The 25,887-nt window shown below is 72.6% G+C and carries 24 protein-coding genes; 17 read left to right on the plus strand and 7 right to left on the minus strand.

Annotation, left to right across the window (positions count from 1 at the left end; translation table 11 throughout):
• Positions 1-711: 711 nt before the first annotated feature.
• Positions 712-846, minus strand: coding sequence for a hypothetical protein (locus tag C229_RS35815; RefSeq protein WP_018656732.1), 135 nt, complete (start codon positions 844-846; stop codon positions 712-714).
• A 30-nt stretch (positions 847-876) separates the two neighbouring features.
• On the opposite strand from C229_RS35815, the gene C229_RS0119235 reads away from it, so the two are divergent.
• The 3 genes from C229_RS0119235 (at position 877) to C229_RS0119245 (ending at position 3,456) form a co-directional block, all read left to right on the plus strand.
• A complete protein-coding gene (locus tag C229_RS0119235) occupies positions 877-1,599 on the plus strand; it encodes a hypothetical protein (RefSeq protein WP_026313942.1) in 723 nt (240 codons plus the stop codon).
• 64 nt (positions 1,600-1,663) lie between these two features.
• Positions 1,664-2,317 carry a response regulator transcription factor gene (locus C229_RS0119240; protein WP_018656733.1) on the plus strand — a complete coding sequence of 218 codons (654 nt, stop codon included), beginning with the start codon at positions 1,664-1,666 and terminating at the stop codon, positions 2,315-2,317.
• Between the two features lie 8 nt (positions 2,318-2,325).
• A complete protein-coding gene (locus C229_RS0119245; RefSeq protein WP_018656734.1) occupies positions 2,326-3,456 on the plus strand; it encodes a sensor histidine kinase in 1,131 nt (376 codons plus the stop codon).
• Here C229_RS0119245 and C229_RS0119250 read toward each other — a convergent pair.
• On the minus strand, positions 3,448-5,091 hold the full coding sequence (locus C229_RS0119250) for an AMP-binding protein (RefSeq protein ID WP_018656735.1): 1,644 nt from the start codon (positions 5,089-5,091) through the stop codon (positions 3,448-3,450). The genes C229_RS0119245 and C229_RS0119250 overlap by 9 nt on opposite strands.
• A gap of 261 nt (positions 5,092-5,352) precedes the next feature.
• On the opposite strand from C229_RS0119250, the gene C229_RS0119255 reads away from it, so the two are divergent.
• The 5 genes from C229_RS0119255 to C229_RS0119275 all read left to right on the plus strand — a co-directional run bounded on the left by C229_RS0119255 (position 5,353) and on the right by C229_RS0119275 (position 12,776).
• Positions 5,353-6,555 (plus strand): thiolase family protein, encoded by a 1,203-nt coding sequence (locus C229_RS0119255; RefSeq protein ID WP_033424565.1) that lies wholly within the window; start codon positions 5,353-5,355, stop codon positions 6,553-6,555.
• Positions 6,552-8,666 (plus strand): 3-hydroxyacyl-CoA dehydrogenase NAD-binding domain-containing protein, encoded by a 2,115-nt coding sequence (locus tag C229_RS0119260; protein ID WP_018656737.1) that lies wholly within the window; start codon positions 6,552-6,554, stop codon positions 8,664-8,666. Before C229_RS0119255 ends, C229_RS0119260 begins: the two co-directional genes overlap by 4 nt.
• 761 nt (positions 8,667-9,427) lie before the next feature.
• Positions 9,428-10,912, plus strand: coding sequence for an amino acid permease (locus C229_RS0119265; protein ID WP_018656738.1), 1,485 nt, complete (start codon positions 9,428-9,430; stop codon positions 10,910-10,912).
• A gap of 48 nt (positions 10,913-10,960) precedes the next feature.
• Complete coding sequence (locus C229_RS0119270) at positions 10,961-12,313, plus strand: FAD-dependent oxidoreductase (protein ID WP_033424566.1); 1,353 nt, start codon at positions 10,961-10,963, stop codon at positions 12,311-12,313.
• Positions 12,314-12,410: 97 nt separating this feature from the next.
• Entirely contained in the window at positions 12,411-12,776 is a 366-nt protein-coding gene (locus C229_RS0119275) for a hypothetical protein (RefSeq protein ID WP_018656740.1), read from the plus strand.
• A 52-nt stretch (positions 12,777-12,828) separates the two neighbouring features.
• Here the strand turns inward: C229_RS0119275 and dxs are convergent, their stop codons facing one another.
• Positions 12,829-14,745: a 1-deoxy-D-xylulose-5-phosphate synthase gene (dxs, locus tag C229_RS0119280; protein WP_018656741.1), complete on the minus strand. Its 1,917-nt coding sequence runs from the start codon at positions 14,743-14,745 to the stop codon at positions 12,829-12,831.
• A gap of 153 nt (positions 14,746-14,898) precedes the next feature.
• Here dxs and idi point away from each other — a divergent pair, with 153 nt between their 5' ends.
• The 4 genes from idi to C229_RS31135 all read left to right on the plus strand — a co-directional run bounded on the left by idi (position 14,899) and on the right by C229_RS31135 (position 18,091).
• Positions 14,899-15,474 carry an isopentenyl-diphosphate Delta-isomerase gene (idi, locus tag C229_RS0119285; protein ID WP_018656742.1) on the plus strand — a complete coding sequence of 192 codons (576 nt, stop codon included), beginning with the start codon at positions 14,899-14,901 and terminating at the stop codon, positions 15,472-15,474.
• Positions 15,475-15,989: 515 nt separating this feature from the next.
• Positions 15,990-16,844 (plus strand): hypothetical protein, encoded by an 855-nt coding sequence (locus tag C229_RS0119290; protein ID WP_051109026.1) that lies wholly within the window; start codon positions 15,990-15,992, stop codon positions 16,842-16,844.
• Positions 16,844-17,491: a class F sortase gene (locus C229_RS0119295; protein ID WP_018656744.1), complete on the plus strand. Its 648-nt coding sequence runs from the start codon at positions 16,844-16,846 to the stop codon at positions 17,489-17,491. The genes C229_RS0119290 and C229_RS0119295 overlap by 1 nt, the downstream gene beginning before the upstream one ends.
• A 174-nt stretch (positions 17,492-17,665) precedes the next feature.
• Positions 17,666-18,091, plus strand: coding sequence for an ASCH domain-containing protein (locus C229_RS31135; protein WP_018656745.1), 426 nt, complete (start codon positions 17,666-17,668; stop codon positions 18,089-18,091).
• On the opposite strand, the gene mug is transcribed toward C229_RS31135, so the two are convergent.
• Entirely contained in the window at positions 18,039-18,620 is a 582-nt protein-coding gene (gene mug / locus C229_RS0119305; RefSeq protein WP_018656746.1) for a G/U mismatch-specific DNA glycosylase, read from the minus strand. The genes C229_RS31135 and mug overlap by 53 nt on opposite strands.
• A gap of 385 nt (positions 18,621-19,005) precedes the next feature.
• On the opposite strand from mug, the gene C229_RS31140 reads away from it, so the two are divergent.
• The 3 genes from C229_RS31140 to C229_RS31145 are packed head-to-tail and all read left to right on the plus strand — an operon-like array spanning position 19,006 to position 20,290.
• On the plus strand, positions 19,006-19,332 hold the full coding sequence (locus C229_RS31140) for a YciI family protein (protein ID WP_018656748.1): 327 nt from the start codon (positions 19,006-19,008) through the stop codon (positions 19,330-19,332).
• 21 nt (positions 19,333-19,353) lie between these two features.
• Positions 19,354-19,569: a sulfur carrier protein ThiS gene (gene thiS, locus C229_RS0119320; RefSeq protein ID WP_018656750.1), complete on the plus strand. Its 216-nt coding sequence runs from the start codon at positions 19,354-19,356 to the stop codon at positions 19,567-19,569.
• Position 19,570: 1 nt separating this feature from the next.
• Entirely contained in the window at positions 19,571-20,290 is a 720-nt protein-coding gene (locus C229_RS31145; RefSeq protein WP_018656752.1) for a beta/alpha barrel domain-containing protein, read from the plus strand.
• A gap of 59 nt (positions 20,291-20,349) precedes the next feature.
• Here C229_RS31145 and acnA read toward each other — a convergent pair whose 3' ends face one another.
• Positions 20,350-23,118 (minus strand): aconitate hydratase AcnA, encoded by a 2,769-nt coding sequence (gene acnA / locus C229_RS0119330; protein WP_026313945.1) that lies wholly within the window; start codon positions 23,116-23,118, stop codon positions 20,350-20,352.
• A gap of 461 nt (positions 23,119-23,579) precedes the next feature.
• Here acnA and C229_RS0119335 point away from each other — a divergent pair, with 461 nt between their 5' ends.
• Positions 23,580-24,032: a DUF1707 SHOCT-like domain-containing protein gene (locus C229_RS0119335; RefSeq protein ID WP_018656754.1), complete on the plus strand. Its 453-nt coding sequence runs from the start codon at positions 23,580-23,582 to the stop codon at positions 24,030-24,032.
• 64 nt (positions 24,033-24,096) lie between these two features.
• Here the strand turns inward: C229_RS0119335 and C229_RS31150 are convergent, their stop codons facing one another.
• Positions 24,097-24,675, minus strand: a complete 579-nt coding sequence (locus tag C229_RS31150; RefSeq protein ID WP_169513849.1) for a response regulator transcription factor — start codon at positions 24,673-24,675, stop codon at positions 24,097-24,099.
• 58 nt (positions 24,676-24,733) lie between these two features.
• Complete coding sequence (locus C229_RS0119345) at positions 24,734-25,660, minus strand: LysR family transcriptional regulator (protein ID WP_240487344.1); 927 nt, start codon at positions 25,658-25,660, stop codon at positions 24,734-24,736.
• Between the two features lie 73 nt (positions 25,661-25,733).
• On the opposite strand from C229_RS0119345, the gene C229_RS34720 reads away from it, so the two are divergent.
• The gene (locus C229_RS34720) at positions 25,734-25,886 is read left to right on the plus strand and encodes a hypothetical protein (RefSeq protein ID WP_169513850.1); all 153 of its coding nucleotides are present in this window, start codon (positions 25,734-25,736) and stop codon (positions 25,884-25,886) included.
• Position 25,887: the final 1 nt, after the last annotated feature.

The following is a 25,887-nucleotide window of genomic DNA, read 5'->3' on the forward strand; positions in this document are numbered from 1 at the left end:
AACGCGGGCACGCACGAAGGCGCGGGCACGACCACCGCCCTAGGCACAGCCGCTGCCGTCGGCGCTGCCGCAGGCGCGGGCACGGCCACCGCTGCGCGCACCGGCGCGAAGACGAGCACTGACACGAACGCGGCTACCGGTGCAGACACCGATGCCAACACGGGCACGGGCACCGGCGCGGGCGCGCCTGCCGACGCAGGCACGGACCGACTCGCAGGCACGGCCACCGCCGCAGGCACGGCCGCTGCCGTCGGCGCTGCCGCAGGCGCGGGCACGGCCGCCGGTGCAGGCACCAATGCTGACGCGGGCACACGTAGCGGGGCGGGCGCGCCTGCCGACGCGGGCACGCACGAAAGCGCGGGCGCGCCTGCCGACGCGGGCACGCACGAAAGCGCGGGCACGCCTGCCGACGCGAACACGGACCGAGGCGCAGGCACGGTCGCCGCCGCAGGCACGGCCGCTGCCGCAGGCGCGGGCACGGTTCCCGGCGCGGGCACGCGCGAAGGCGCGGGCGCGCCTGCCGACGCGGGCACGCACGAAAGCGCGGGCACGCCTGCCGACGCGAACACGGACCGAGGCGCAGGCACGACCGCCGCCGCAGGCACGGCCGCTCCCGCAGGCGCGGGCACGCTTCCCGGGGCGGGCACGGATGCCGCCACGCGCCCGCCCGAAGGCGCAGGCACGCGCGACGGTGCGGGTGCGACCGCCGTCCTAGGTACCGCCGCTGTCGTTGGTGCTGCCGCAGGTGGGGGCGCGGCTGTCGTTGCGGGCAGCGGCGCGAACGCGGGTGCCGGTGCCGGTGCCGGTGCCGGTGCCGGTGCCGGTGGGGACGTTGCCGTTGCGCATGGGCAGGGGTCGGGGGACGGGGCTACGCGGGTGCTCATTCCGCCCGGCGGGATTCCCGTCGCGGGTGCGCCGGTGGACGACGAGCCGAAGCCGAAGCGGCGGCCCGCCGGGCTCAAGGTGGGGCAGGCGCGGGTGCTGGCCGTCGCGGGGGCCATCGCCGCCGCGATCGTCATCGCGGTCGCGTTGCTCGTGCCCGGGGACGGGGGCGAGCCGCAGCGCGGGTCCGCCGCGCCGCCGCCGGTGACCGAGGCGCCGTTCCCGTCGCAGACCGTGCCGCCGACCGGGACGCCGAGCCCGAGCGGGTCGCCGTCGGCGTCCCCGAGCAAGTCGCCGTCGAGCCGCCCGAGCGCGAGCAAGCGGCCCAAGCCGCCGACGAGCAGCAAGCCGAAGCCGCCCAAGAAGCGCCCGAGCCGCCCCGGCGGCGGGGGCGGCGGTGGCGGCGGCGGCTCGCCGCGCCTGGCGATCAACGGCTCGGGCTGCCAGGGCGTCGGCGTCGCCGGGCTCCCCCGCTCCTGTTCGATCCGCCTCACCGCGTACAACGGCACGATCCGCTGGCGCGTGACGGGCGCGGGCGGCCGTCCCGGACGCGTCAGCGCGTCGGGCGGCGGGACGCTCCGCGCGGGCCGGTCCACGACGGTGTCCGTCCGGATCTACCCGACGGTGACGTGCTACATCGCCGGACGCGGCTCGGGCAGCGTCTCGTTCTCGCCCGGCGGCTCGGTCGCGGTCACCTATAGCTGCTGGCGGGGCTGACCTCCTTATCCTCGTTTAACGCCCCGGCCCGCATGCTCGTCCCAGCCGAAGAACGGGGACGGGCATGCGGGTTCTGGTCGTGGAGGACGAACGGGTCCTCGCCGACGCCATCGCGGAGGGACTGCGGGAGGAGGCGATGGCCGTCGACGTCGTCTACGACGGCGACGCCGCCCTCGACCGCACCTCCTACACCGCCTACGACGTCGTCGTGCTCGACCGGGACCTCCCGCTCGTGCACGGCGACGACGTCTGCCGCGACCTGGCGGGCCGCGCCGAACCGGCCCGCATCCTCATGCTCACGGCCGCCGGGGACGTCACCGAGCGCGTGCACGGCCTGCGTCTGGGCGCGGACGACTACCTGCCCAAGCCGTTCGTGTTCAGCGAGCTGGTCGCGCGCATCCGCGCGCTGGGCCGCCGTTCGGCGCCGCCCGTCCCGCCCGTCCTGGAACGGGACGGGGTGCGGCTGGACCCGCACCGCCGCCGCGTCACGCGCGACGGCGCCGAGGTCCGGCTGACGCGCAAGGAGTTCGCGGTGCTGGAGGAGCTGCTGCGCGCGGACGGCGGCGTCGTCAGCGCCGAGACGCTGGTGGACCGCGTGTGGGACGAGCACCTTGACCCGTTCAGCAACATCGTCCGCGTGACCATGGCGACGCTCCGCCGCAAACTCGGCGAACCGGCCGTCATCACGACGATCACCGGCGCGGGGTACCGGCTGTGAGGCCCCGGATGAGCCTGCGGGCGCGGCTGACGCTGGTGTACGGGTCGCTGTTCACGGCGTCGGCCGCGCTGCTCGTCGGCGCCTGCTACCTGCTGACGCGCCGCGCCCTGAACGGCAACCTCATGCCCGTCAAGGTCCTGATGCGGCGCCGGGAGCCGATCGACCTCGGCGACCCGGCCGGGATCATCGAACTGCGCCGCGAGGTCGACGCCGAGATCGCCCGGCAGAAGGCCGAGATCCTGACCCAGCTCCTCCAGGCGTCGGTGCTCCTGCTGCTGGCGTTCGGCATCCTGGCCGTCCTCATCGGCCACGTCGTCGCGGGCCGGATGCTGCGTCCCCTGCACACCGTGACCGCGACGGCGCAGCGCCTGTCGGAGAGCACGCTGCACGAGCGCATCGCGCTCCAGGGCCCGCAGGACGAGATCAAAGACCTGGCCGACATGTTCGACCGGATGCTGGACCGCCTGCACCGCGCGTTCGACGGGCAGCGCCGCTTCGTCGCCAACGCCTCGCACGAGCTGCGCACCCCGCTGACGATCAACCGGACGGTGCTGGAGGTCGCGCTGGCCGGGTCGCGGAACCCGCCGGAGACGAAGGCGCTGGCCGAGGTCCTGCTGGGCAACACCGCCCGGCACGAACGGCTCATCGAGGGCCTGCTGTTGCTGGCCAAGTCGGAGCGGGAGCTGTCCACGACGGTGCCGGTGGCGCTGCCGGACGTCGCCCGCAGCGCCCTGGACCAGGTCGAGCCGCCCTCCGGCGTGACGGTGACGGCCGACCTGGCGGACGCGCCCGTCACCGGCGACCCGGTCCTGCTGGAGCGCTGCGCGGTCAACCTGCTGGAGAACGCCGCGAAGTACAACGTCCCGGACGGCACGATCGACCTCGCGACGGGCACCCACGACGGCTGGGCGTACCTGCGCGTCCGCAACACCGGCCGCCCGGTCGCCGGCTACGAGATCGCGATGATCTTCGAGCCGTTCCGCCGGCTGCGCGGCGACCGCGTCGCGTCGGCCGAGGGCGCGGGCCTCGGCCTGTCGATCGTCGCCGCCGTCGTCGCCGCCCACGGCGGCACCGTGGACGCCCGTCCCGGCACGTCCGGCGGCCTGGACGTCACGGCCCGCTTCCCCGCGTCAGGATGAGTGCTGCGGCCAGGCGACGCGGCCCTCCGGCCGGACCGGATAGGGGCCGCTGGAGAGCCAGCGGTGCACGACCTTGCCGGTCGCGTTGCGCGGCAGTTCCCGGATGAAGTGGACGTCGCGCGGCACGGCGTACCGGGCGACGTGCTCCTGGACGTGGGCGCGGACGGTGGCCTCGTCCAGCTCGGCGCCCTCGCGCAGCACGACGTAGGCGGCGAGCCGCTGCCCGTAGGCTTCGTCGGGGACGCCCACCACGGCGACCTCGTGGATCTGCGGCAGCCGGAGCAGCGCGTCCTCGACCTCGCCGGGCACGACGTTCTCGCCGCCGGAGACGATCATGCCGTCGCGGCGGCCGTCCACGAACAGCAGGCCCCGGTGGTCGACGTGGCCGAGGTCGCCGGTGGCCAGCAGGCCCTCGCGGACGCGCAGCGGCTCGCCGCTGGTGTAGCCCTCGAAGATCAGCTCGTTGGCGGCGTGGATCTCGCCCATGGTGGAGCGGCCGACGGGCCGTCCCTCGTCGTCCAGGATGGACAGGGCGGTGTTGCGCGGCGGCCGTCCGGCGGTGCGCGGGTCGATCCGCAGGTCGCGCGGGGTGGCGATCGACACCCACGACGCTTCGGTGGAGCCGTACACGTTGTAGAGCCGGTCGCCGTAGACGTCCATGAACCGGGTCGCGAGGTCGCCGGGCAGCGCGGCGCCGCTCAGCGCGACGATCTTCAGCCCGGACGTGTCGTACAGTTCGCGCGTCTCCTCGGGCAGGTCCAGGATGCGCTGGAGCATGATCGGCACGGCGAACAGCACGGTGTTGGGGTAGGCGGTGATCGCGCCGAGCGTCGCGGCCGGGTCGAACCGGCGCCGCAGCACGATCGGCGCCCGCAGCGCCCACGCCATCTGGAGCGCCGCGTAGCCCCAGGTGTGGAACAGCGGCGCCTCGATGATCATCGTGTGCCGGGTGCGGAGCGGGATGCGCGACGTCATCGACGCCAGCGGCCACAGCCCCGGCCGGGGCGGGCGCCGCGCGCCCTTGGGACGGCCGGTCGTGCCGGAGCTGAGCACGATCGTGCGGCTGAGCTTCTGCGGCGGCGCGATCTTGCTGACGGGGGTCGCGGCGACGATCTCGTCGATCGTCGGCCCGGCGCCGGGCGCGGGCGTGCGATCGGTCCACACGATGCTGCGCCGGAGCGCGTGCGGCGACGCGGCCAGAATCCGGACGAACTCGGCGTCGGCGACGATGAGGTCCATCCGCATCTCGCCGAGCACGGCCCGCACCTGGCCCGCGCCGAACCCGGTGTTGAGCAGGACGACCTCGACGCCGCGCTTGCTGCACGCGACGAGCGTCTCGACCATGCCGCGGTGGTTGCGGCACAGGACGCCGACGCGCTGCGCGGGCCCGTCGAGCGGGAGCCCGGCGGCGAGCCGGGTGCTGCGCAGGTCCAGCTCGCCGAAGGTGAGCGTGCCCGCCTCGTCCATGAGCGCGACGCGCGTGGGGTTGCGCGCCGCGGCGGCGACGACGATGCCCGCGAGCGTCGTGTGCCAGCGGCGCAGCGCCCGTATCTGGAGCGGTCCCCTGAGGGGCGCGCCGGAGAAGACGAGACCCGTGCGCAGCAGCAGCCCGGCGAGGTCGCGCCAGAGTCCCATCCGGCGGCGAAGACCCGGACGGTAATGGGGCCTGGCGTGCACCACCGCGACCTCCTCGGCGACTTTGCCGTCACGTTACCCAGCGGCTTTCACGGCGACAAGAGCTGGAGCGCTTTGACTCCGCGTCAGTAGTTACTGACGAGTAGCATTGACGGTTACCAGCGAGTAGCATCGTGCTCGTGGGTACTCGTGCCGCCCCGCGACAGCCACGGGCGGCACGGGGCTCAACCACATCGACCATCCCCGAGGGAGGGACGACCCGTGCCTCGCACCGCACGTGACGTCGTGTTCGTCGACGGCGTCCGCACGCCGTTCGGCAAGGCGGGCCCCAAGGGCCTGTACGCGGAGACCCGCGCCGACGACCTGGTCGTGCGCGCCATCCGCGAACTCATCCGGCGCAACCCGTCCCTGCCCCCGGAGCGGGTGGACGAGGTCGCCATCGCGGCCACCACGCAGACCGGCGACCAGGGCCTCACCATCGGCCGCTCCGCCGCCGTCCTGGCGGGCCTGCCCAAGAGCGTGCCCGGCTACGCCGTCGACCGCATGTGCGCGGGCGCGATGACGGCCGTCACCACCTCCGGCGCCGGCATCTCGTTCGGCTCCTACGACGTCGTCATCGCGGGCGGCGTCGAGCACATGGGCCGCCACCCGATGGGCGAGGGCGTCGACCCCAACCCGCGCTTCCTGGCCGACAAGCTGGTGGACCCGTCCGCGCTGGTCATGGGCTCCACCGCCGAGAACCTGCACGACCGGTTCCCCGGCATCACCAAGGAGCGCGCCGACGCCTACGCCGTGCGCAGCCAGCAGAAGGTCGCCGCCGCCTACGCCGCCGGGAAGATCCAGCCGGACCTGGTGCCGACCGCGATCCGCTCGGCCGACAAGGGCTGGGGCCTGGCCACCGAGGACGAGCCGCCGCGTCCGACCACCACGATGGAGAGCCTCGCCGGGCTCAAGACCCCGTTCCGCGTGCACGGCAACGTGACCGCCGGTAACGCGGCCGGGCTCAACGACGGCGCCACCGCGTGCCTGCTCGCCGCCGAGGACGTCGCCCGCGAGCTGGGCCTGACGCCCAAGATGCGGCTGGTCGACTTCTCGTTCGCGGGCGTCGAGCCCGAGATCATGGGCGTCGGGCCGGTCCCGGCCACCGAGAAGCTGCTCGCCCGCAACTCGCTGACCATGGACGACATCGGCCTCATCGAGATCAACGAGGCGTTCGCCGTCCAGGTGCTCGCGTTCCTGGAGCACTTCAAGATCGACGACGATGACGCGCGCGTGAACCCGTGGGGCGGCGCCATCGCCGTCGGCCACCCTCTCGCGTCCTCCGGCGTGCGGCTGATGAACCAGCTCGCGCGGCTGTTCGAGGAGCGCACCGACGTCCGCTACGGCCTCACCACCATGTGCGTCGGCATGGGCATGGGCGGGACCGTCCTCTGGGAGAACGTGAACTGGGAGGGTGGCAAGTGAGTAGCGTAGAGACGTGGCGCTCGCTGCTGGCGAGCGAGGATCGCAACCAGGACGAAGTCGTCACGCACGCCTACGTGCGCGACGTCGCGCTGCCGTTCGGCGCGGGCACCGCCGCCCTGATCACCCTGGACAACGGCTTCGACCACACGAAGCCGAACACGTTCGGCCCGCGCGGCCTGCTCGCGCTGAACGACGTGCTCGACACCGTCGAGGCCCGCGACGACATCGTGGCCGTGGCCGTCACCGGCAAGCCGTTCATCTTCGCCGTCGGCGCGGACCTCAAGGGCGTCTCCTCGCTCTCGGACCGCGATGAGGCGGCGCTCATCGGCAGGCTCGGCCACGACGTCTTCCGCCGCCTCGGTGAGCTGAACGTCCCGTCGTTCGCCTACTACAACGGCGCGGCGATGGGCGGCGGCGTCGAGATCGGCCTGCACTGCACGTACCGGACGATCTCGGCGGGCATCCCGGCGTTCGCGCTGCCCGAGACGTTCCTCGGGCTCGTCCCCGGCTGGGGCGGCACGTACCTGCTGCCGCGGCTGATCGGCGTCGAGAAGGCGCTGAAGGTCGTCATCGACAACCCGCTCGCGCAGAACCGGATGCTCAAGGGCCCGCAGGCGTTCGACCTCGGCATCGCGGACGCGATCTTCGAGTCGGCCGACTTCCTGGAGGAGTCGCTGACCTGGACGGCCCGCGTCCTCACCGGTCAGGTGCGGGTGAAGCGCCCCGAGGTCGACACCGGCAAGGCGTGGGACGACGCGGTGGCGCTCGCCCGCTGGAACATCGACGGCAAGCTGCACGGCGCGGCGCCGTCCTTCGTCCGCGCGCTGGACCTCGTGGCCGCCGCCAAGGACCGCAGCCGCGACGAGGGTTTCGCCGCCGAGGACGAGGCGCTGGCCGACCTCATCATGAGCGACGAGCTGCGCGCCGGTCTCTACGCGTTCGACCTGGTGCAGAAGCGCGCCAAGCGTCCCGCCGGGGCGCCGGACAAGGCGCTGGCCCGCAAGGTGACCAAGGTCGGCGTCGTCGGCGCGGGCCTGATGGCCTCGCAGCTCGCGCTGCTGTTCGCGCGCCGCATGGAGGTCCCGGTCGTGCTGACCGACCTCGACCAGGAGCGCCTGGACAAGGGCGTCGGCTACGCGCACGCCGAGATCGACAAGCTGCTCGGCAAGGGCCGCGTCTCCGCCGATAAGGCGAACCGCCTCAAGGCTCTCATCTCGGGCTCGCTGACCAAGGACGCGTTCGCCGACGCCGACTTCGTCATCGAGGCCGTCTTCGAGGAGATGTCGGTCAAGCAGAAGGTCTTCGCCGAGGTGGAGGAGCACGTCTCCCCCGAGGCGATCCTGGCGACGAACACGTCCTCGCTGTCGGTGTCGGAGATGGCGTCCAAGCTGCGGCACCCCGAGCGGGTCGTGGGCTTCCACTTCTTCAACCCGGTCGCGGTGCTGCCGCTGCTGGAGATCGTCCGCGGCGAGCAGACGGACGACGCGGCGCTGGCGACGGCGTTCGCGGTCGGCAAGCAGCTCAAGAAGTCGTCGGTGCTGGTCAAGGACGCTCCGGCGTTCGTGGCGAACCGCATCCTGCTGCGCCTCATGGCCGAGATCATCCAGACGGTCGACGAGGGCACCCCGATCGACGTGGCCGAGCGCGCCGCCGCGCCGCTCGGGCTGCCGATGCCGCCGTTCGTCCTGATGGGCCTGGTCGGCCCGGCGATCGCGCTGCACGTCAACGAGACGCTGCACGGCGCCTTCCCGGACCGGTTCCCGCTGTCGGAGAAGTTCGCGAAGTTCGTCGCGGCCGGGAAGAAGGGCGTCTACCAGCCCGACTTCTCCCTGGACCCCGAGGCCGTGGAGCTCTTCGGCGGCGGCGCGAACCCGTCCACCGAGGAGCAGGTGCTCGACCGCGCGCTGCGCGCCCTGGCCCAGGAGATCCGCCTCATGCTGGACGAGGGCGTCGTCGCGGCCGCCGAGGACATCGACCTGTGCATGATCCTCGGCGCCGGCTGGCCCTTCCACCTGGGCGGCATCACGCCCTACCTCGACCGCTCGGGCGTCTCCGAGCAGGTCAACGGCTCCCGGTTCCTGGAGCCGGGCGTCGCGTCCGTCCCCCGGTAGGGACGCACCACGACCCCGCGGGGCGGCATCCGGATCACCGGGTGCCGCCCTGCGGCCATTTCGGCACGGGGAAGCCGGGACGGTCCACACATGGCAGCAATGGTCCCGCCCCGGCCTCACACCCGGAGAAGAATCCGATGAGGGATTCCGCTCAGCTCCGAACGCTCCACACTCCTACCACGGCGCCGTACCGGCACTCGACCGGATATCTCCGGCGGCACCCCAGCCCACGGAACCCCTCGTTGTCAGCCCCGACCAGACGCCGCCGCACGGTGGTCTCACGCCCTCTTCTCGGCGGTGCTCAGCCGACCGGCGCGTGCGCCCCGACCCGGGTGGGGATCCCGTCTCCGGGTCCAGGTCCGGCAGCGCGGGGATACGCCCGGTAGCCGTCCCGAGCGACCGGGGGCACCGACCGGTGATCCCGCCGTGTCGGTGCACAGAGGTCTTCCTGTCCGGGATCGGCCGTGCCGCCGCCGGGGTTCGGCGGACGCGGACCGACCGTACGGACGCGGCGCCCGGCCGGGCGATGGCGGACGGTACCGGGCGTTCGGTGGTGTTCTCGGAGGTCATGGGTGGACCGGGCACCACCGTGCCGATTCGGCCTCGGTTCGGGAGAGCGATTTCCGCGCGCTTTCGCTACCCGTTTCGCCATCGGCTGAACAGGTCTTTTCCGGCACATCGGAGACTTCCGGGCGGTCGCGTGTTTGGCGCGTCACATTGGGGCGATCATGGCTGGAGATCCCGGCGGAACGGAGTGGGCCGTGCACCTCTTTCGCACCAAGTCGGTGGAGCAGTCCATCCGCGATACCGAGGCGCCCGAGCACCGGTTGCGGCGGGAGCTGTCCGCCTTCGACCTGGTCGTGTTCGGCGTCGGGGTCATCATCGGGACGGGGATCTTCGTCCTCACCGGCCAGGTCGCCCGCGACAAGGCCGGGCCCGCCGTCGCGATCTCGTTCATCCTGGCCGCCGTCGTGTGCGGGCTCGCCGCGCTGTGCTACGCCGAGTTCGCCTCGACCGTGCCGGTCGCCGGATCGGCCTACACGTTCTCCTACGCGACGCTCGGTGAGTTCCCGGCCTGGATCATCGGGTGGGACCTCATCCTCGAACTCGCGCTCGGCGCGGCCGTGGTGTCGGTCGGATGGTCGGGCTACTTCGTGTCCCTGCTCGACTCGATAGGGATCACCTGGCCGGAGACGCTGGCCAATCCACCCGGCGAGGGCGGCGTCGTCAACATCCCGGCGATCCTGCTGGTGCTGCTGGTGACGGTGCTGCTCGTCATCGGCACCAAGGTGTCGTCCCGCGTCAACGCGATCGTCGTCGCGATCAAGGTGTCGGTCGTGCTGCTGGTCATCGTGGCCGGGCTGTTCTTCCTCAAGGCCGACAACTACACGCCGTTCATCCCGCCGTCGCAGCCGAGCGAGTCGACCGAGGGCATCCACGCGCCGCTGCTCCAGGTGCTGTTCGGGGTGACGCCCGTCAGCTTCGGCTGGCTCGGCATCTTCGCGGCCGTCGCCGTCGTGTTCTTCGCCTACATCGGGTTCGACGTCGTCGCCACCACCGCCGAAGAGGCGCGCAACCCGCAGCGCGACCTGCCGATCGGCCTCATCGGCTCGCTCGTCATCACCGCCGTGCTGTACGCGGCGGTCGCGCTCGTCGTCGTCGGCATGCAGAACTACGCCGACCTGAGCACGGCCGCGCCGCTCGCCGACGCGTTCAAGGCCGTCGGGCATCCGGCCTTCGCGACGATCATCTCGATCGGCGCCGTCGCCGGGCTCACCACGGTCGTGCTGATCCTGCTGCTCGGGCAGATCCGCGTCATGTTCGCGATGGGCCGCGACCGGATGCTGCCGCCGTGGCTCGCGCAGGTCCACCCGCGCTTCGGCACCCCCTACCGCGTCACGATCATCATGGGCGCGCTCGTCGCGGTGCTCGCCGGGTTCATCCCGCTGGCGCAGCTCGCCGAACTCGTCAACATCGGGACGCTGTTCGCGTTCGTCGTCGTGTCGATCGGCGTCGTCATCATGCGCCGCACCCGGCCCGAGCTGCCGCGCGCGTTCCGCACGCCGCTCGTCCCGCTCGTCCCGATCCTGTCGGTGCTGGCCTGCGTGTTCGTCATGCTGAACCTGCCCGTCGAGACGTGGCTGCGCTTCCTGGCGTGGATGGTCCTCGGCACCCTGATCTACTTCGCGTACGGCCACCGGCACAGCCGGCTCCGCGTCGCGGAGAAGGGCGCCGAACCGAAGTAGGCACGGCGCGCGATGCCGAAACCAGACGTTCGTGGGCACAATGCCCGCATGGTGGTTCCTGTGCGCGTCGCAGTCATCGGGTCGGGCCCCGCGGGGCTCTACACGGCCGAAGCCCTGATCAAGCAGGCCGCCGGGGGCGTCCGCGTGGACGTCTTCGACCGGCTCCCCACCCCGTACGGGCTGGTCCGTTACGGCGTCGCCCCCGACCACACCTCCATCAAGTCCATCGCCCGCTACCTCCAGCGGGTGCTGGAGAGCCCCGGCGTGCGGTTCTTCGGCTGCGTCGAGCTGGGCCGCGACCTCACCCGCGACGAGCTGCTCACCTGCTACGACGCCGTCGTCTACGCGACCGGCGCCATGGTGGACCGGCGGCTGCGCGTCCCCGGCGAGGACCTGCCGGGCAGCGTCGCCGCGACCGACTTCGTCAACTGGTACTGCGGCCACCCCGACGCCGCCGGGCACGCCTTCGACCTGTCCGCCGAGGACGTCGCCGTCATCGGCGTCGGCAACGTCGCCGTCGACGTCGTCCGCATCCTCGCCAAGACGCCCGACGAGTTGCGCTCCACCGACATCCCCGAACACGTCCTGGACGCCCTCACCGCGAGCCGCGTCCGCCGCGTCCACCTCATCGGGCGGCGCGGCCCCGCCCAGGCCAAGTTCACGACGAAGGAGGCCCGCGAACTCGGGCAGCTCCCCAGCGCCGAGATCCACGTCCGCCCCGAGGACATGGAGCAGGACGTCACCGCCGACGACGCCGCCGCCGAACGCGACCGGCTCGTGCGCGGCAACCTCAAGGTGCTGCGCGGCTGGACGGGCGCGCCCACCGGCGACCGGCCGCGCCGCATCGACGTCCGCTTCTGGCGCGCCCCGGTGGAACTGCTCGGCACCGGCCGCGTCGAGGCCGTCCGGCTCGAACGCACCCGGCCCGACGGCGCGGGCCGCGTCGTCGGCACCGGCGAGTACGAGACGCTTCCGGCGGGCCTGGTGCTGCGCTCGGTCGGCTACCAGAGCGTCGCGCTGGAGGGCGTCCCGTTCGACGAGGACGCGTTCGTCGTCCCCAACGACGGGGGCCGGATCGTCGCCGCCGACGGGACGCGCCAGCCCGGCGAGTACGTCGCGGGCTGGATCAAGCGCGGCCCGACCGGCGTCGTCGGCACCAACAAGTCCGACGCCGCCGAGACGGTCGCGCACCTGCTCGCCGACCTGGCGGCGACGCCGTACCGCGCGGCGGCCTCGGTGGAGGAACTGCTGGCCGCGCGGGGCCTCACGCCCGTCTCCTACACCGACTGGCTCAACCTCGACGCCGCCGAGGTCGCCCTCGGCGCGTCCCTCAGCCGGGGCGAGCGCGTCAAGCTCGCACACTGGGACGCCATGCGCGACGCGTGCCGCCGTACCGAGTGATCCCGGCCGCCGTCTGGCGCCCAGAGAACAGGAAACCGGCGACATACCGGCCGTCAAGGCAGTGACGCGACCCCGGGCGGGACGCTACGGTGCGCGTGTGACCGTCGGTCCCGAGTTGTTCGGTTTCCCCCCGCCCGTCGCGCTGCCGGATCTTCGGTGGCTCGGCCCCGACTACGTGTCCGTCCTGGTGTACGACCTGACGCGGGGCCTCCTGCGCCAGGACCCGGGGACGCAGGTCATGGGCGTGCGGTGCGAGGGAGACCCCGACCTGCGCGCGTCGGTCGACTCGGCGGGCGTCATCCGCTCCCACGACGCCGCGTTCCCGCTCCAGGTCTTCGTCCAGGACGGCGACGGCCGCCCCTGGCGGCTGCGCGGCCGCTGGACCTACTCGGGCCGCGACCTCGGCACCGCCTCGGCGTCGATCAACCACTACTGGCAGATGCACACCGCCGAAGGCGTGTGACCGCAGCACCGCGCACCCCGCCGGGCGGGCCGGTGGGGTGCGGGCGGGCGCCTTACTCGGCGGACGCCGTGCTGCGGCTGCGCGCGTGGGCGAGCAGCGACGCCGCCTCGGTGATGTCGCGGGCGAGGTCCTGCGGGTTGAGGCCGATGTCAGCGAGGATCTGCGCGCGGGAGGCGTGGTCGAGGAACTCCTGCGGGATGCCGAACGTGCGCAGCGGGACGTCGTTGCCGGCGTCGCGCAGCAGCCGGGCGACGGCGTCGCCGACGGCGCCGGTGCGGCCGTTGTCCTCCACGACGGCGACGAGCGAGTGCCCGGCGGCCAGCTCGACGATCGCCGGGTCGAGCGGCTTGATCCAGCGGGGGTCGACGACGGTGACGCCGATGCCCTGCGCGGCGATCAGCTCGGCCGCCGCGACGGCGGTGCCCGCCATCGAACCGGCCGCGACGATCAGCGCGCGGGCGCCGTTGGCGCCCTCGTGCCGGGCCAGCACGTCGACGCCGCCGACGCGCTCGATCGCGGCGAGGTCGGCGGCGGCGGGGCCCTTGGGGTAGCGGATGGCGGTGGGGCCGTCCTGGACGGCGACGCACTCGCGCAGCAGCTCGCGCAGCCGGGCGCCGTCGCGCGGCACCGCCACGCGCAGGCCCGGGACGAGGCTGAGGATGGACAGGTCCCACATGCCGTTGTGGCTGGCGCCGTCGTCGCCGGTGACGCCGGAGCGGTCCAGCGCGAACGTGACGGGCAGCCGGTGCAGCGCGACGTCCATGAGGAGCTGGTCGAACGCGCGGTTCAGGAACGTGGCGTAGAGCGCGACGACGGGATGCAGCCCGCCGAGCGCGAGCCCGGCCGCCGACGTGGCGGCGTGCTGCTCGGCGATGCCCACGTCGTAGACGCGGTCGGGATACGCCTCGGCGAACGGGGCGAGGCCGACCGGGTAGAGCATGGCGGCGGTGATGCCGACGACGTCGGGCCGCTCGGCGCCGAGCGCGACCATCTCGCTCCCGAACACCGACGTCCAGCTCGGCCCGCCGGACTTGACGTGGAAGCGGCCGGTGGCGGGGTCGAAGGCGCCGCCGCCGTGCATGCAGTCCTCGGTGTCGTTCTCGGCGGGCGCGTAGCCCTGGCCCTTGCGGGTGATCGCGTGGACGATCACGGGCGCGCCGAAGTCGCGGGCGCGGCGCAGCGCGTCCTCGACGGCCTCGGTGTCGTGGCCGTCGATGGGGCCGACGTACTTGATGCCGAGGTCTTCGAACATGGCCTGCGGGGCGAAGACGTCCTTGAGGCCCTTCTTGATGCCGTGCAGCGCCTCGTAGGCGGCGTTGCCGACGACGGGCGCGCGCGGCACCGTCTTCTTGATCAGGTCGAGCGCCTGCTCGTAGCCGGGGGTGACGCGCAGGCCCGCGAGGTGGCTGGCCAGGCCGCCGATCGTCGGCGAGTAGGACCGGCCGTTGTCGTTGACGACGATGATCACGGGCCGGTCGGGGCCGCCCGCGATGTTGTTCAGCGCCTCCCAGCACATGCCGCCGGTGAGCGCGCCGTCACCGACGACGGCGACGACGGAGCGGTCGCTCTCGCCGCGCACCTGGAACGCCTTGGCCAGGCCGTCGGCGTAGGACAGGGCGGTGGAGGCGTGGGAGTTCTCGATGAGGTCGTGCGGGGACTCGGCCTGGCTCGGGTAGCCGGACAGCCCGCCGCGGCGGCGCAGCTCGGTGAAGTCCTGGCGGCCGGTCAGCATCTTGTGGACGTAGGCCTGGTGGCCGGTGTCGAAGAGAATCTTGTCGTGCGGCGAGTCGAAGACCCGGTGCAGGGCCATCGTCAGCTCGACCACGCCCAGGTTGGGCCCCAGGTGACCGCCGGTCTTGGCGACGGCCTCCACCAGGGCCTCCCGGATCTCCTCCGCGAGACGAGGCAGTTGCGTGGCGTCCAGTCGCTTGAGGTCCTCCGGACCTGTGATCGACTTCAGCAGGGTCACGCGTTTCAACTCCTCCATCAGGGATCTTGGGGTACCCCTGGTCGTCGGGCCGTTCCGAGTTTAGTCCGGTCCGGGCGGGCGAACACCCGTCGCGGACCCCGTCGGGGTCTCCGCGCATCATCCGTACAGCAACGATTGGGGCGGGATACACAGATGGGTGTCGAGGAGATCGTGCTGCTCAACGCGGCCGACGAGGCCATCGGGACGGCGCCCAAGGTCGCCAGCCATCACGCGGAGACCCCGTACCACCTCGCTTTCTCGTCCTATGTCGTCGACCCTCGGGGTCAGGTGCTCATCACCCGCAGGGCACTGGCCAAGCGGACGTTCCCCGGTGTCTGGACGGGTAGCTGCTGCGGGCACCCGGGCCCGGGCGAGGGCCTGCGCGACGCGGTCGAGCGGCGGCTGCGCGACGAGCTCGGTGTGAGCGTCGACACGGTGACGCCGGTGCTGCCCGCGTTCCGGTACCGCGCGGTCGCCGCGGACGGGACGGTCGAGTTCGAGCGCTGCCCGGTGGTGCGGGCGACGACGTCGCGCCCGGACCTCGTCGTCAATCCGGACGAGGTCGAGGACGCGCAGTGGTGGCCGTGGGAGCGGTGCGTGGAGCTGGTGGACCGGCCCGAGGCGTCGCCCTGGTACCGGCTCCAGATGGCGGAACTGATCCCGCTGGGCCCGCCCGCGCAGTGGCCGGACGCGGGGACCGGCGGCCTTCCGCCGGCGCTCCCCTGGTGACCGGTCCTTTCCAGCGCGTGCCGTCCGGGGAACTTTCCTCCGGGCGGCACGCGTTTTTCGTGAATCCGTTCCTGGCCCGTTCCCGATTGGTCGCCTGAAATGGCACCCCGTGCCATGACCCGTTCATCCCGGCACCCGGACGCGGCCGCGTTGACGTGCTGCGACACGCGTCACAAAACAACGACAAAACCCGACAGAATGGCGGCCGGATCAGGCCAGAACCAAACGGCGGCGACGAACGTCCCCTCGTCCGCCACGCCCCTCCTCCCTGCGCGAACGCCGACAGGTGACGGCCGCATCGCTCACCGCACATGCTCCGTCCATCCACTGTTCGCCCCTTTCTCCCTTGTCGCACACGCCGTTCTCGTTAAGCTGCCGCCCCGTTGTCTCTTTTCGCTCCCGTCCTCCGCGGACCCCCGGTCCGGTCGTCTGTCGGCGCCCCCGCCCGCCGACCCCGCCTTCGGCCACCGCCCTGCTCCGGGCGACGGAAGCCTCCGAAACGCAGAGGAGAACCCATGCGCGCAGCACGACTCGCCGCGGCAGGTGCCGTGGCGGGAGCCGTTGTGCTCGGGACGGCGGGCCCCGCCTTCGCCGACCCCACGATCTCGGCGTCGCCGAACCCGTTCACGCCGGGCCAGAAGCTCACCGTCAAGGTCACCGAGTGCCTGGAGGCCCCGACCGGTGACGCCACGGCCATCTTCACCGCGAACCCCGCGTTCACCGGTGCGGCGGGCAAGACCTGGACGGCCGTCGCCGCGACGCGCGCCGACCTCAAGCCCGGCACGACCTACACCGTCGTCTTCAGTTGCAAGCTCGAAGGCGGCACGGCCAAGTTCTCCCTGAAGGTGAACCCCGGCAAGCCCAAGCCGACGCCCACCCCGACGCCCACGACGCCGGAGCCGCCGAAGTTCTCCTTCGGCTACGACGACGTGAAGCTCACGACCCGCAAGGTCGTGCCGGGCGGCAAGATCGGCTTCACCGTCAACTGCCCCACCGCGGTCACGATCACCGGCAACGGCTTCACGACGAAGGCGCTGGCCGTCAAGCAGACCGGCAAGGGCACGTTCAAGGCCGTCGGCGCGTTCCGCGCGGGCACGCTGCCCAACCCGACGACCGCCACCGTCGCCTGCAAGGGCCACGGCTACGTCAAGTACAGCACCAAGCCGGGCCAGGCGATCAAGCCGAAGCCGGGCGGCAACCCGGAGATCCCGGTCGGCGCGCCCAACACCGGTGACGGCACGCTGTACGGGCACGCCGACGGCGGCTCGTCCACGGCGCTGCTCGCGGGCGGTTCCGCCGCGGGTCTGGCCGTCGTGGGCGGCGGGCTGCTGCTGCTGCGTCGTCGCTCCGCCGGACGCGAGCAGGCGTAGTGGCGCGTGTGACCACACCGGCCGCCGGCCGCCGCGGCTCGCTCGCGGTGGCCGGTGTGCTGGCCGGGGGACTCCTGCTCACCGGCTGCGGCGGCGACGGCGGGAAGCCGGTCGCGGCGTCGTCGCCGGCCGTCTCGTCCCCGGCCGCGCCCGCGGCCGAACCGGTGGCGGCGGGCAAACCGCTGGACCGGTCGCCGCCGAAGACGATCCGCATCCCGAAGCTCCGGGTGGAGGCGCCGGTGTCCCGGCTGGGCCTGCGACCGGACGGCCGGATCGAGGAGCCGCCGCTGTCGCGGCCCAACCTCGCCGGTTGGTACGAGAAGGGCCCGACGCCGGGCGAGGTCGGCCCGTCGGTCGTGCTCGGGCATGTGGACGCCCACAAGAAACCGGCCGTCTTCTTCCGGCTGCGGGAGCTGAAGAAGGGGGACCGGATCGAGATCGCCCGCCAGGACGGGTCGGTCGCGACGTTCGCCGTGCAGAAGCTGGAAAGCGTGCCGAAGAAGAAGTTCCCCGGTGAGAAGGTCTACGCCGAGGACATCGACTACGCCTCGCTCCGGCTGGTGACCTGCGGGGGCGCGTTCGACGCGAGTACCGGCCACTACCTGGACAACACGATCGCCTACGCCAAGCTGGTCGAATCGGCTTGATCAGGCGCGGGAACCGGCCGCCGGAATGATCTCCGGCGGCCGGTTCGGCGTGTTTCGGGGCGATTGATGGGGGAAGGCGGAAGCAACGGCGCTTTCCCCGGCTTGCCGACCCCTATGGTGTGAGACATCATCTTGTGCACCAATCGTCGCTTACGCGCCCGGGAGGTGACGCGCATGCGGGCCATCAGCGTCCAGCAGCCCTGGGCCTTCGCCATCGCGCGCGGTGCCAAGACGGTCTCCAACCGGCCCGAGCCGACCTCCTACCGGGGTCCGGTCCTCGTGCACGCCTCGATGCGCGTCGATCTCACCGCCTGCGACTCGGCGCTCGTCCGCTCGGCGGGCTGGGACGCCTCGGACCCGCTCGCCACGATCGGCGCCGTCATCGCCCTGGCCGAACTCACCGCCGTGTGCCCCGGATCGCCCTGCGAGTGCGGACCGTGGGCGGACGCGGGCGCGTTCCACTGGACGCTGGACGACGTGCGGCCCCTCCCCCGGCCCGTCGTCGCGCTCGGCCGCACCGACCTGTGGGAGCCGTCCGCGTCGCTCGTCACGACGATCCGGACGATGCTCGCCCCGGCCGCGCTGCGGCGCTCTCCCTGAGCCGCGCGAACTCGGCCGCCAGCCGCTCGGGCTGCCAGCTCGCGTTGAGCCCGCTCGGATTGGGCAGCACCCACACCCGCGTCGCGCCGAACGGCTCGTCCTGCGGGCCGATCGCGGTCTTGGGGCGGCCGAACGCCGTCCGGTAGGCGGTGACGCCGCAGACGGCCAGCACGGCGGGGCGGCGCTCGTCCAGCAGCGCGCGCAGCCGCTCGCCTCCGGCGCGCAGTTCGGCGGGGGTCAGCTCGTCGGCGCGGGCGGTGGCGCGGGGGGCCAGGTTGGTGATGCCGAGGCCGAGCGCGCCCAGTTCGTCCTGCTCGGCGGGGGCGAGCAGGCGCGGGGTGAAGCCGGAGCGGTGCAGCGCGGGCCAGAAGCGGTTGCCGGGACGCGCGAAGTGGTGGCCGGTCGCCGCCGAGTACAGGCCGGGGTTGATACCGGAGAACAACACCCGGAACGGGACTCCCGGAGGCGGGAGGACGTCGGCGAGCACACGGTCGCGGGCGGCTTCCATGTCGGTCTTGGTGGGACGCATCAGACCAGGCTACGGACGATCAGCGCCACCGCGGACGTGGCCAGCGGCAGCAGCGCGGCGACGCCCCCCACCACCAGCACGAACTCCCATCCCGGCATAACGCCGGAACGTTACCTCCCTCCGTTCCCGGCCGCCCTCCCGGGGGCGGCGACACGGTCACCGTCCGAGAATCTCCGCCAGCCCGACCTTTCTCCACCAAAGATGCCATTGGGGCGAATAGTGCAGTAAGCAATTTCCGTCCCTCGCTTCTCTGAAATGATCTGCCCGAACCTATTTCTGCAAGATTCTTGACCGATTTCGATTTCTTTTCCCGGCCACCGGGTAGACGTGCATCACGGCCGCACGGCCACGTGAACACCAGCCGATCTCCCCCGGAAGGTCACCCGTGTTCCTCCTGCTCAACACCTACACCGCACCCCTCGAACGGATCGACGAACTGATCCCCGAACACCGCGCCTGGGTCAAAGACCATTTCGCGAACGGCACGTTCCTGTTCGGCGGCAGGCGCCTCCCCCGCACGGGCGGATTCGTCGTCGCCGCCGGAGACGACCCCGACGCCATCGCCGCGCTGCTCGCGGACGACCCGCTCGTCCGCCACGGCGTCGTGGAATGGCATCCGGTCCACGTCGAGGCGCAGTTCACCAACAGCGAGACCTGGCGGGCGCTGCTCGCCGAGGCCGGCGCCCCCACCGAGGTCGCCGATCATGCCTGAACCCCGCACCGAAGGAGTCTCATGACCGGAAGCGACATCACCGTCCACATCAACGGCCAGCCGTTCGACCTGCCCTCCGGCAGCACGCTCGGCGACCTGGCCGACCGCCTCGACGCCCCCTGGGACCAGGTCTCGCTGGAGATCGACCACCAGATCGTCCCCCGCGACCTGTGGCCGTCGCACCGGCTGAAGGCCGGTGAGCACATCGACGTGGTGACCATCGCCCCGGGAGGCTGACATGTCCGACACCTGGCAGCTCGGCGGCGTGACGCTCGCGTCCCGGCTCATGCTCGCCCTCCCCGAGGACGCCGACCTGACGCGGCTCCCCCAGATCCTCCGCGCGAGCGGCACCGAGATCGTCACCGCGCGCACCGACCGCGTCGGCCCCGACGACGACGACCTGCTGCTCGGCACCCTGCGCGACAGCGCCGTCCACGTCCTGCCCAACACCGAGGGCGCCCACGACGCGGCGGGCGCCGTCCAGGCCGCGCTGCACGGCGCCGAACTCGTCGGCCGCCGCTGGGTGAAGCTCATCATCAGCGACGACCCCGACCACCACGTCCCCAAGGCCGACGAGATCCTCGTCGCCGCCCGCGAGCTGGTGCGGCTCGGCTTCGAGGTCGCCCCGCTCATCCCCGACGATCCGGGCCTCGCACAGGCCCTCGCCGACCTGGGCTGCGCGGCCGTCATGCCGCAGGGCTCACCGGTCGGGTCCGGGCAGGGCATCGCCAACCCGCTCAAGTTCGAGATCATGATCGACCGGCTCGACGTGCCGATCATCGTCGGCGCGGGCATCGGGACGGCCGCCGACACCGTCCGCGCGCTGGAGATCGGGTGCGACGGCGTCGCGTCGGCCAAGGTCGTCTTCGGCGCGAGCGACCCCGTCGCCGCCGCGCGGACGCTCGGCGACGCCGTCGCCACCGGGCGCCGCGCCCATCTGCACCTGGCCGGTTCCTGACGCGGGAACGCGGACGGGCCGCCCTCCCGTGGGAGAGCGGCCCGTACGGCGGGTGCCGGTTACTTGCGCAGCAGGTTGCGCAGCACGTACTGCATGATGCCGCCGTTGCGGTAGTAGTCGGCCTCGCCCGGGGTGTCGATGCGGACGACGGCGGTGAACTCCCTGCCGTCGGCCTTGACCGTCACCTCGGACGGGACGCCGCCCTCGTTCAGCGCCTCGACGCCGGTGATGTCGAACGTCTCGGTGCCCGTCAGGCCGAGCGCGTCGGCGGACTCGCCCTCCTTGAACTGGAGCGGCAGCACGCCCATGCCGATGAGGTTCGAGCGGTGGATGCGCTCGTAGGACTCGGCGATGACGGCGCGGACGCCCAGCAGCGCGGTGCCCTTGGCGGCCCAGTCGCGCGAGGAGCCCGAGCCGTACTCCTTGCCCGCCAGGACGACGAGCGGGGTGCCCTGCGCGGCGTAGTTCTGCGCGGCGTCGTAGATGTAGGACTGCGGGGCGCCGTCCTGCGTGAAGTCGCGGGTGAAGCCGCCCTCGACGTCGTCCAGGAGCTGGTTGCGCAGCCGGATGTTCGCGAACGTGCCGCGGATCATCACCTCGTGGTTGCCGCGCCGCGAGCCGTAGGAGTTGAAGTCGCGGACCTCGACGCCGTTCTCCTGGAGGTACTGCGCGGCCGGGGTGCCGACCTTGATCGAGCCCGCCGGGGAGATGTGGTCGGTGGTGACAGAGTCGCCCAGCTTGGCCAGCACGCGGGCGCCGCGCACGTCGGTGACGGGCGCGGGCTCCATCTCCATGCCGTCGAAGTAGGGGGCCTTGCGCACGTAGGTGGAGGCCGGGTCCCACTCGAAGGTGCCGCCGGTGGGGATGTCCAGGCCGCGCCAGCGCTCGTCGCCCTTGAAGACGTCGGCGTAGTTGCGGGTGAACATCTCCTGGCCGATCGACGATTCGACGATCTCGGCGACCTCCTCGGCGGACGGCCAGATGTCGCGCAGGTAGACCGGGCCGTCGGTGCCCTCCGCGATCGGGTCGTTGAGGATGTCGATGTCCATCGTGCCCGCGAGCGCGTAGGCGATGACCAGCGGCGGCGACGCGAGGTAGTTCATCTTCACGTCGGGGCTGATGCGGCCCTCGAAGTTGCGGTTGCCCGACAGGACGGCCGTGACGGCGAGGTCGTTGTCGTTGACGGCCTTGGAGATCTCCGGCTGGAGCGGTCCGGTGTTGCCGATGCACGTCGTGCAGCCGTAGCCGACCAGGTTGTAGCCGATCTTGTCGAGGTACGGGGTGAGACCCGCGCGCTCGTAGTAGTCGGTGACGGCCTGGGAGCCGGGGGCCAGCGACGTCTTCACCCACGGCTTGCGGGTCAGGCCCTTCTCCACGGCCTTCTTCGCCAGCAGCCCGGCGCCCATCATGACGTACGGGTTGGAGGTGTTCGTGCACGACGTGATGGCCGCGACGGCGACGTGCCCGTGGTCGAGCTCGAAGGACGTGCCGTCCTCCAGGGTGACCGTGACCGGCTTGTGCGGGCGCCCGCCGTCCCGCGAGGTGGACTCGCGCGGCTTGTCGTCGGCGTCGCCGTTGCGGCTGACGGCCGGGGAGTCGGACGCGGGGAACGACTCGGCGACGGACTCGTCCACCGGGCCCAGCTCGGCCTTGACGTAGTTGCGGACGTCGCGGCGCCAGGTGGCCTTGGCATCGGAGACCGAGATGCGGTCCTGCGGGCGCTTGGGACCGGCCAGCGACGGGACGACCGTCGACAGGTCCAGCTCCAGGTGCTCGGAGAACTCCGGCTCGGCCGTCGGCTCCAGCCACATGCCCTGTTCCTTGGCGTACGCCTCGACCAGGGCGATCTGCTCTTCGCTGCGGCCGGTGAGGCGCAGGTAGGACAGGGTCTCGCCGTCGATCGGGAAGATCGCGCAGGTGGAGCCGAACTCGGGGCTCATGTTGCCGATCGTGGCGCGGTTGGCCAGCGGCAGCGCGGCGACGCCCTCGCCGTAGAACTCGACGAACTTGCCGACGACGCCGTGCTGACGCAGCATCTCGGTGATCGTGAGGACGAGGTCGGTGGCGGTGGTGCCGGGGTTCAGCTCGCCGGTCAGCTTGAAGCCGACGACGCGCGGGATCAGCATGGAGATCGGCTGGCCGAGCATCGCGGCCTCGGCCTCGATGCCGCCGACGCCCCAGCCGAGGACGCCGATGCCGTTCTCCATCGTGGTGTGCGAGTCGGTGCCGACGCAGGTGTCGGGGTAGGCGACGCCGTCGCGGTCGAACACCACGCGGGCCAGGTGCTCGATGTTCACCTGGTGGACGATGCCGGTGCCCGGCGGGACGACCTTGAACTCGTCGAAGGCGGTCTGGCCCCAGCGCAGGAACTGGTAGCGCTCCTTGTTGCGCTCGTACTCGACCTGCACGTTGCGCTCGAAAGCCTGCGGCGTGCCGAAGTAGTCGACGATGACCGAGTGGTCGATGACCATCTCGGCCGGCGCCAGCGGGTTGATCTTGGTGGGGTCGCCGCCGAGGTCGCGGACGGCCTCGCGCATGGTGGCGAGGTCGACGACGCACGGGACGCCGGTGAAGTCCTGCATGATCACGCGGGCGGGCGTGAACTGGATCTCCTGGCTGGGCTGGGCCTGGCTGTCCCAGCCCGCCAGCGCGCGGATGTGGTCGGCGGTGACGTTCGCGCCGTCCTCGGTGCGCAGGAGGTTCTCCAGCAGCACCTTCAGGCTGTACGGGAGCCGCGCCGAGCCCTCGACGGCGTCCAGCCGGTAGATCTCGTACGCCTTGTCGCCTACTTGCAGCGTGTTACGGCTGCCGAAGCTGTTCGCGGACACGGACTCCTCCTCCGTCACCACCGCGCGGCCCGGTCCGGGACATGACGGCGCGGCGTACACCCAACTTGTCGTTCAGCGACCCCGCGTCGAACCCGGGTCCCGGGGGGACGTCCTCCGGGCCACGAGCGGGGCTCTTCTCTTAGGCATCCTGCCCTAGTCAGAACCCTTGCCTGGACTCAGGCTCGCCTAACTTCCGCAGGATTTCTCTTGATGTCAAGCTATCTCTGATTTATCTCGACATCAAGTTACCTGCCGATCCGGCCCGTCACGGCTGCGCACCGGGCCAGAACTCTTTCCGTTCGCCTGCCCCTTCCAGCCCACCACCGGGGCGCGCGCGGCCGGACCCCGTCCTGGCGAAAACGCGGCAACGTCCTTCTTGACCGGGGCTACCGCCGATCGCTCGACCGATATATCGTTGCGATATCGCGAACGCTCATCAGACGATCCCGGAAGGACCCGTTATGACGACGCGCACCGACGACCTGCGCATCGGCGACGCCGAGCGCGACGCGGTCGCCACGGCCCTGCACGACCACTACGTCCAGGGACGCCTGGACCGCGCGGAGCGGGACGACCGGCTCGACGCCGTGCTCGCCGCCAAGACGGGCGGCGACCTGCGGGCGGTCGTGCGCGACCTGCCCGGCGCCAACGGGCTCGCCGCGCCCGTCCCGGCCGCGTTCCGGGGGCCGGGCCGACCGCCGTGGGCCGGGCGTCCGCCGGGGCCCTTCCCGCCGCACCGACGGCGCGGCGGGCCGCTCGGGCCGCTGCTGCTCGTCGTGCTCGTCGCGGTGCTGTTCACGGCGGGACCGGGCGCCGCGTTCGCCGCGGCACTGCACGTGCTGCTGATCGCATGGATCGTGCGCGCGGCCGTGCACACCCGGCGCAGGCGCCCACCGCTGACCCCCGGGTCGTAGCGCCGTTCCCGGAGACGGCGACAGCGCTGCGCTGCGTCCGGCGTCGGGACGGTGACGTCCGGCTTCAGAGGCCCGTCTGGTAGGCGATGAGGGCCGCTTCGGCGCGGTCGGCGCAGCCGAGGTGGTCGATGAGGGCGGCCACGTGGCCCTTGACGGTGGCGGGCGGCAGGTGCAGGCAGCGGGCGATCTGGGTGTCGGACAGGCCCTCGCCCAGGCAGGCGAGGATCTCGGCGTCGCGGCCGGTGAGGCGGCGGGCGCGGGAGGCCGGGGCGGGCGGAGCGCCGTCCGGGCCGAGAACCTGGCCGCCGCCCGCGACGGCGCGCAGCGTCGCGGTGAACGCGTGCGGCGGCAGCGTCCGGGGCAGGAACCCGGCGGCGCCCGCGCGCAGCGCGCGGACGACGTGCCGGTCGGCGCGGCCGACCGTCAGCACGACGACGGGCGGCGCGTCCGGCGCCGCCGTCAGCCGCGCCAGCCGGGACGACGCGTCGGGCAGCGTGTGGTCGAGCAGGACGACGGCGGGAGCGTCCGCGTCGCCGGGTCCGAGGAGGCGCACGCCGGGCACCCCGGCCAGGCGCTCGCGGAGGGCGGGATCGTCGGTCACGGCCCGGACGGGCAGCGCACCGGCCGTTCGGCGGAGGGGCACCGCCTCACCGTAGGACGCGCGGCCGCGCCGCCGGGATAACGCGAAGGGCACATCCTTCTCACGCCGCCACGAACCGGCAGTGCTCGGGAACGGCCGCGCGCAGGGCCGCGAGGCCGCGCGCGATCAGCGGCTGGCCGGCGCTGCCCGCGCGGACGGCGGCCAGCACGCGGCGGGTGGGCACGGCCGGGCCGGTGAGCGGGACGCGCGAGACCGGCGTTCCGGCGGGGCCGTCGGCCAGGCGCGGGACGAGGGAGACGCCGAGGCCGTGCGCGACCAGCGACCAGATCCCCGCCCACGTCGTCGCGGCGTGCTCGATGCGGGGCAGGAAGCCCGCCGCCGTGCAGTAGGCGGTGACCTGGCGGTGGTGCGCGCACGTCTCGGGCTCCACGACGACCCACGTCTCCCCCGCCGCCGCGCCGAGCCCGGTTCCGGACGAACCGGCCAGCGGATGGCCCGCCGCCACGATCAGGTCGTAACGCTCCTCCAGCAGCTCGGTCCGGGCGAAGCGGACGTCTCCCGGTGGGGAGCCGTCCTCGCCGCCCTCGATGACGGCGATGTCGACGTCCCCGGCGGCCAGCAGGCCGAGCGCGGGCGCGGTGTCGCACTCGCGGACGGCCACGCCGAGGCCGGGCTCGTCGCGGCGCAGGGCTCCGGCGGCGGGGGCGATCAGCCCGGAGACGGCCGTGGTGAAGCCCGCGAAGCGCAGCGGGCCGGTGCGGCCCGCGCGGTGGGCGTCGAGGTCGGCGAGGGTCCGTTCCCAGCCCGCGAACAGGCCGTCGGCGTGGCCGAGCAGGACGGCGGCGGCGGGTGTGAGCCGCACGCGGCGCCCGTCCGGTTCGAGCAGCGGGACCTTCAGCTCGCGGGACAGTTCGCGCAGGTGGTGCGAGACGGCCGAGGGCGTGAGGCGCAGCGCCTCCGCCGTCGCCGTGACGGTGCCGAGCTGGTCGAGGAGCCGGAGCATGTGCAGACGCCGGAGGTCAATCATGTAACGATATTGCACGATCACGCACGAAAACGTGCGATGGACGCGCACGGTCCCGGTGACGCAGACTCGCCGCATGGCGAAAATCCTCTCCCGGCACAGCACCAGCGAAGGCACGGTCGTGTGGAGCCGCTGCGACTGCGGACGGCTGCACATGGTCCTCGTCCCCTACGACACCGCGCGCCGCCCCCTCACGGCGGGCACCTGCCCGGCCTGCGCCGCCGGGTGAC

It is taken from the genome of Actinomadura flavalba DSM 45200 (assembly GCF_000374305.1).
Taxonomy (GTDB): Bacteria; Actinomycetota; Actinomycetes; order Streptosporangiales; family Streptosporangiaceae; genus Spirillospora; species Spirillospora flavalba.

Excerpts from the sequence above, each read along its gene's own strand:
- thiS (WP_018656750.1), top strand. The coding sequence starts at position 19,354 with ATGACCGGAAGCGACATCACCGTCCACATCAACGGCCAGCCGTTCGAC.
- C229_RS0119335 (WP_018656754.1), top strand. The coding sequence starts at position 23,580 with ATGACGACGCGCACCGACGACCTGCGCATCGGCGACGCCGAGCGCGAC.
- C229_RS0119245 (WP_018656734.1), top strand. The coding sequence starts at position 2,326 with ATGAGCCTGCGGGCGCGGCTGACGCTGGTGTACGGGTCGCTGTTCACG.
- C229_RS0119250 (WP_018656735.1), bottom strand. The coding sequence starts at position 5,091 with ATGGGACTCTGGCGCGACCTCGCCGGGCTGCTGCTGCGCACGGGTCTC.
- mug (WP_018656746.1), bottom strand. The coding sequence starts at position 18,620 with ATGCGTCCCACCAAGACCGACATGGAAGCCGCCCGCGACCGTGTGCTC.
- C229_RS31145 (WP_018656752.1), top strand. The coding sequence starts at position 19,571 with ATGTCCGACACCTGGCAGCTCGGCGGCGTGACGCTCGCGTCCCGGCTC.
- C229_RS34720 (WP_169513850.1), top strand. The coding sequence starts at position 25,734 with ATGGCGAAAATCCTCTCCCGGCACAGCACCAGCGAAGGCACGGTCGTG.
- C229_RS0119270 (WP_033424566.1), top strand. The coding sequence starts at position 10,961 with ATGGTGGTTCCTGTGCGCGTCGCAGTCATCGGGTCGGGCCCCGCGGGG.
- idi (WP_018656742.1), top strand. The coding sequence starts at position 14,899 with ATGGGTGTCGAGGAGATCGTGCTGCTCAACGCGGCCGACGAGGCCATC.
- C229_RS31135 (WP_018656745.1), top strand. The coding sequence starts at position 17,666 with ATGCGGGCCATCAGCGTCCAGCAGCCCTGGGCCTTCGCCATCGCGCGC.
- C229_RS35815 (WP_018656732.1), bottom strand. The coding sequence starts at position 846 with ATGCGCAACGGCAACGTCCCCACCGGCACCGGCACCGGCACCGGCACC.
- C229_RS0119345 (WP_240487344.1), bottom strand. The coding sequence starts at position 25,660 with ATGATTGACCTCCGGCGTCTGCACATGCTCCGGCTCCTCGACCAGCTC.
- C229_RS0119290 (WP_051109026.1), top strand. The coding sequence starts at position 15,990 with ATGCGCGCAGCACGACTCGCCGCGGCAGGTGCCGTGGCGGGAGCCGTT.
- C229_RS0119240 (WP_018656733.1), top strand. The coding sequence starts at position 1,664 with ATGCGGGTTCTGGTCGTGGAGGACGAACGGGTCCTCGCCGACGCCATC.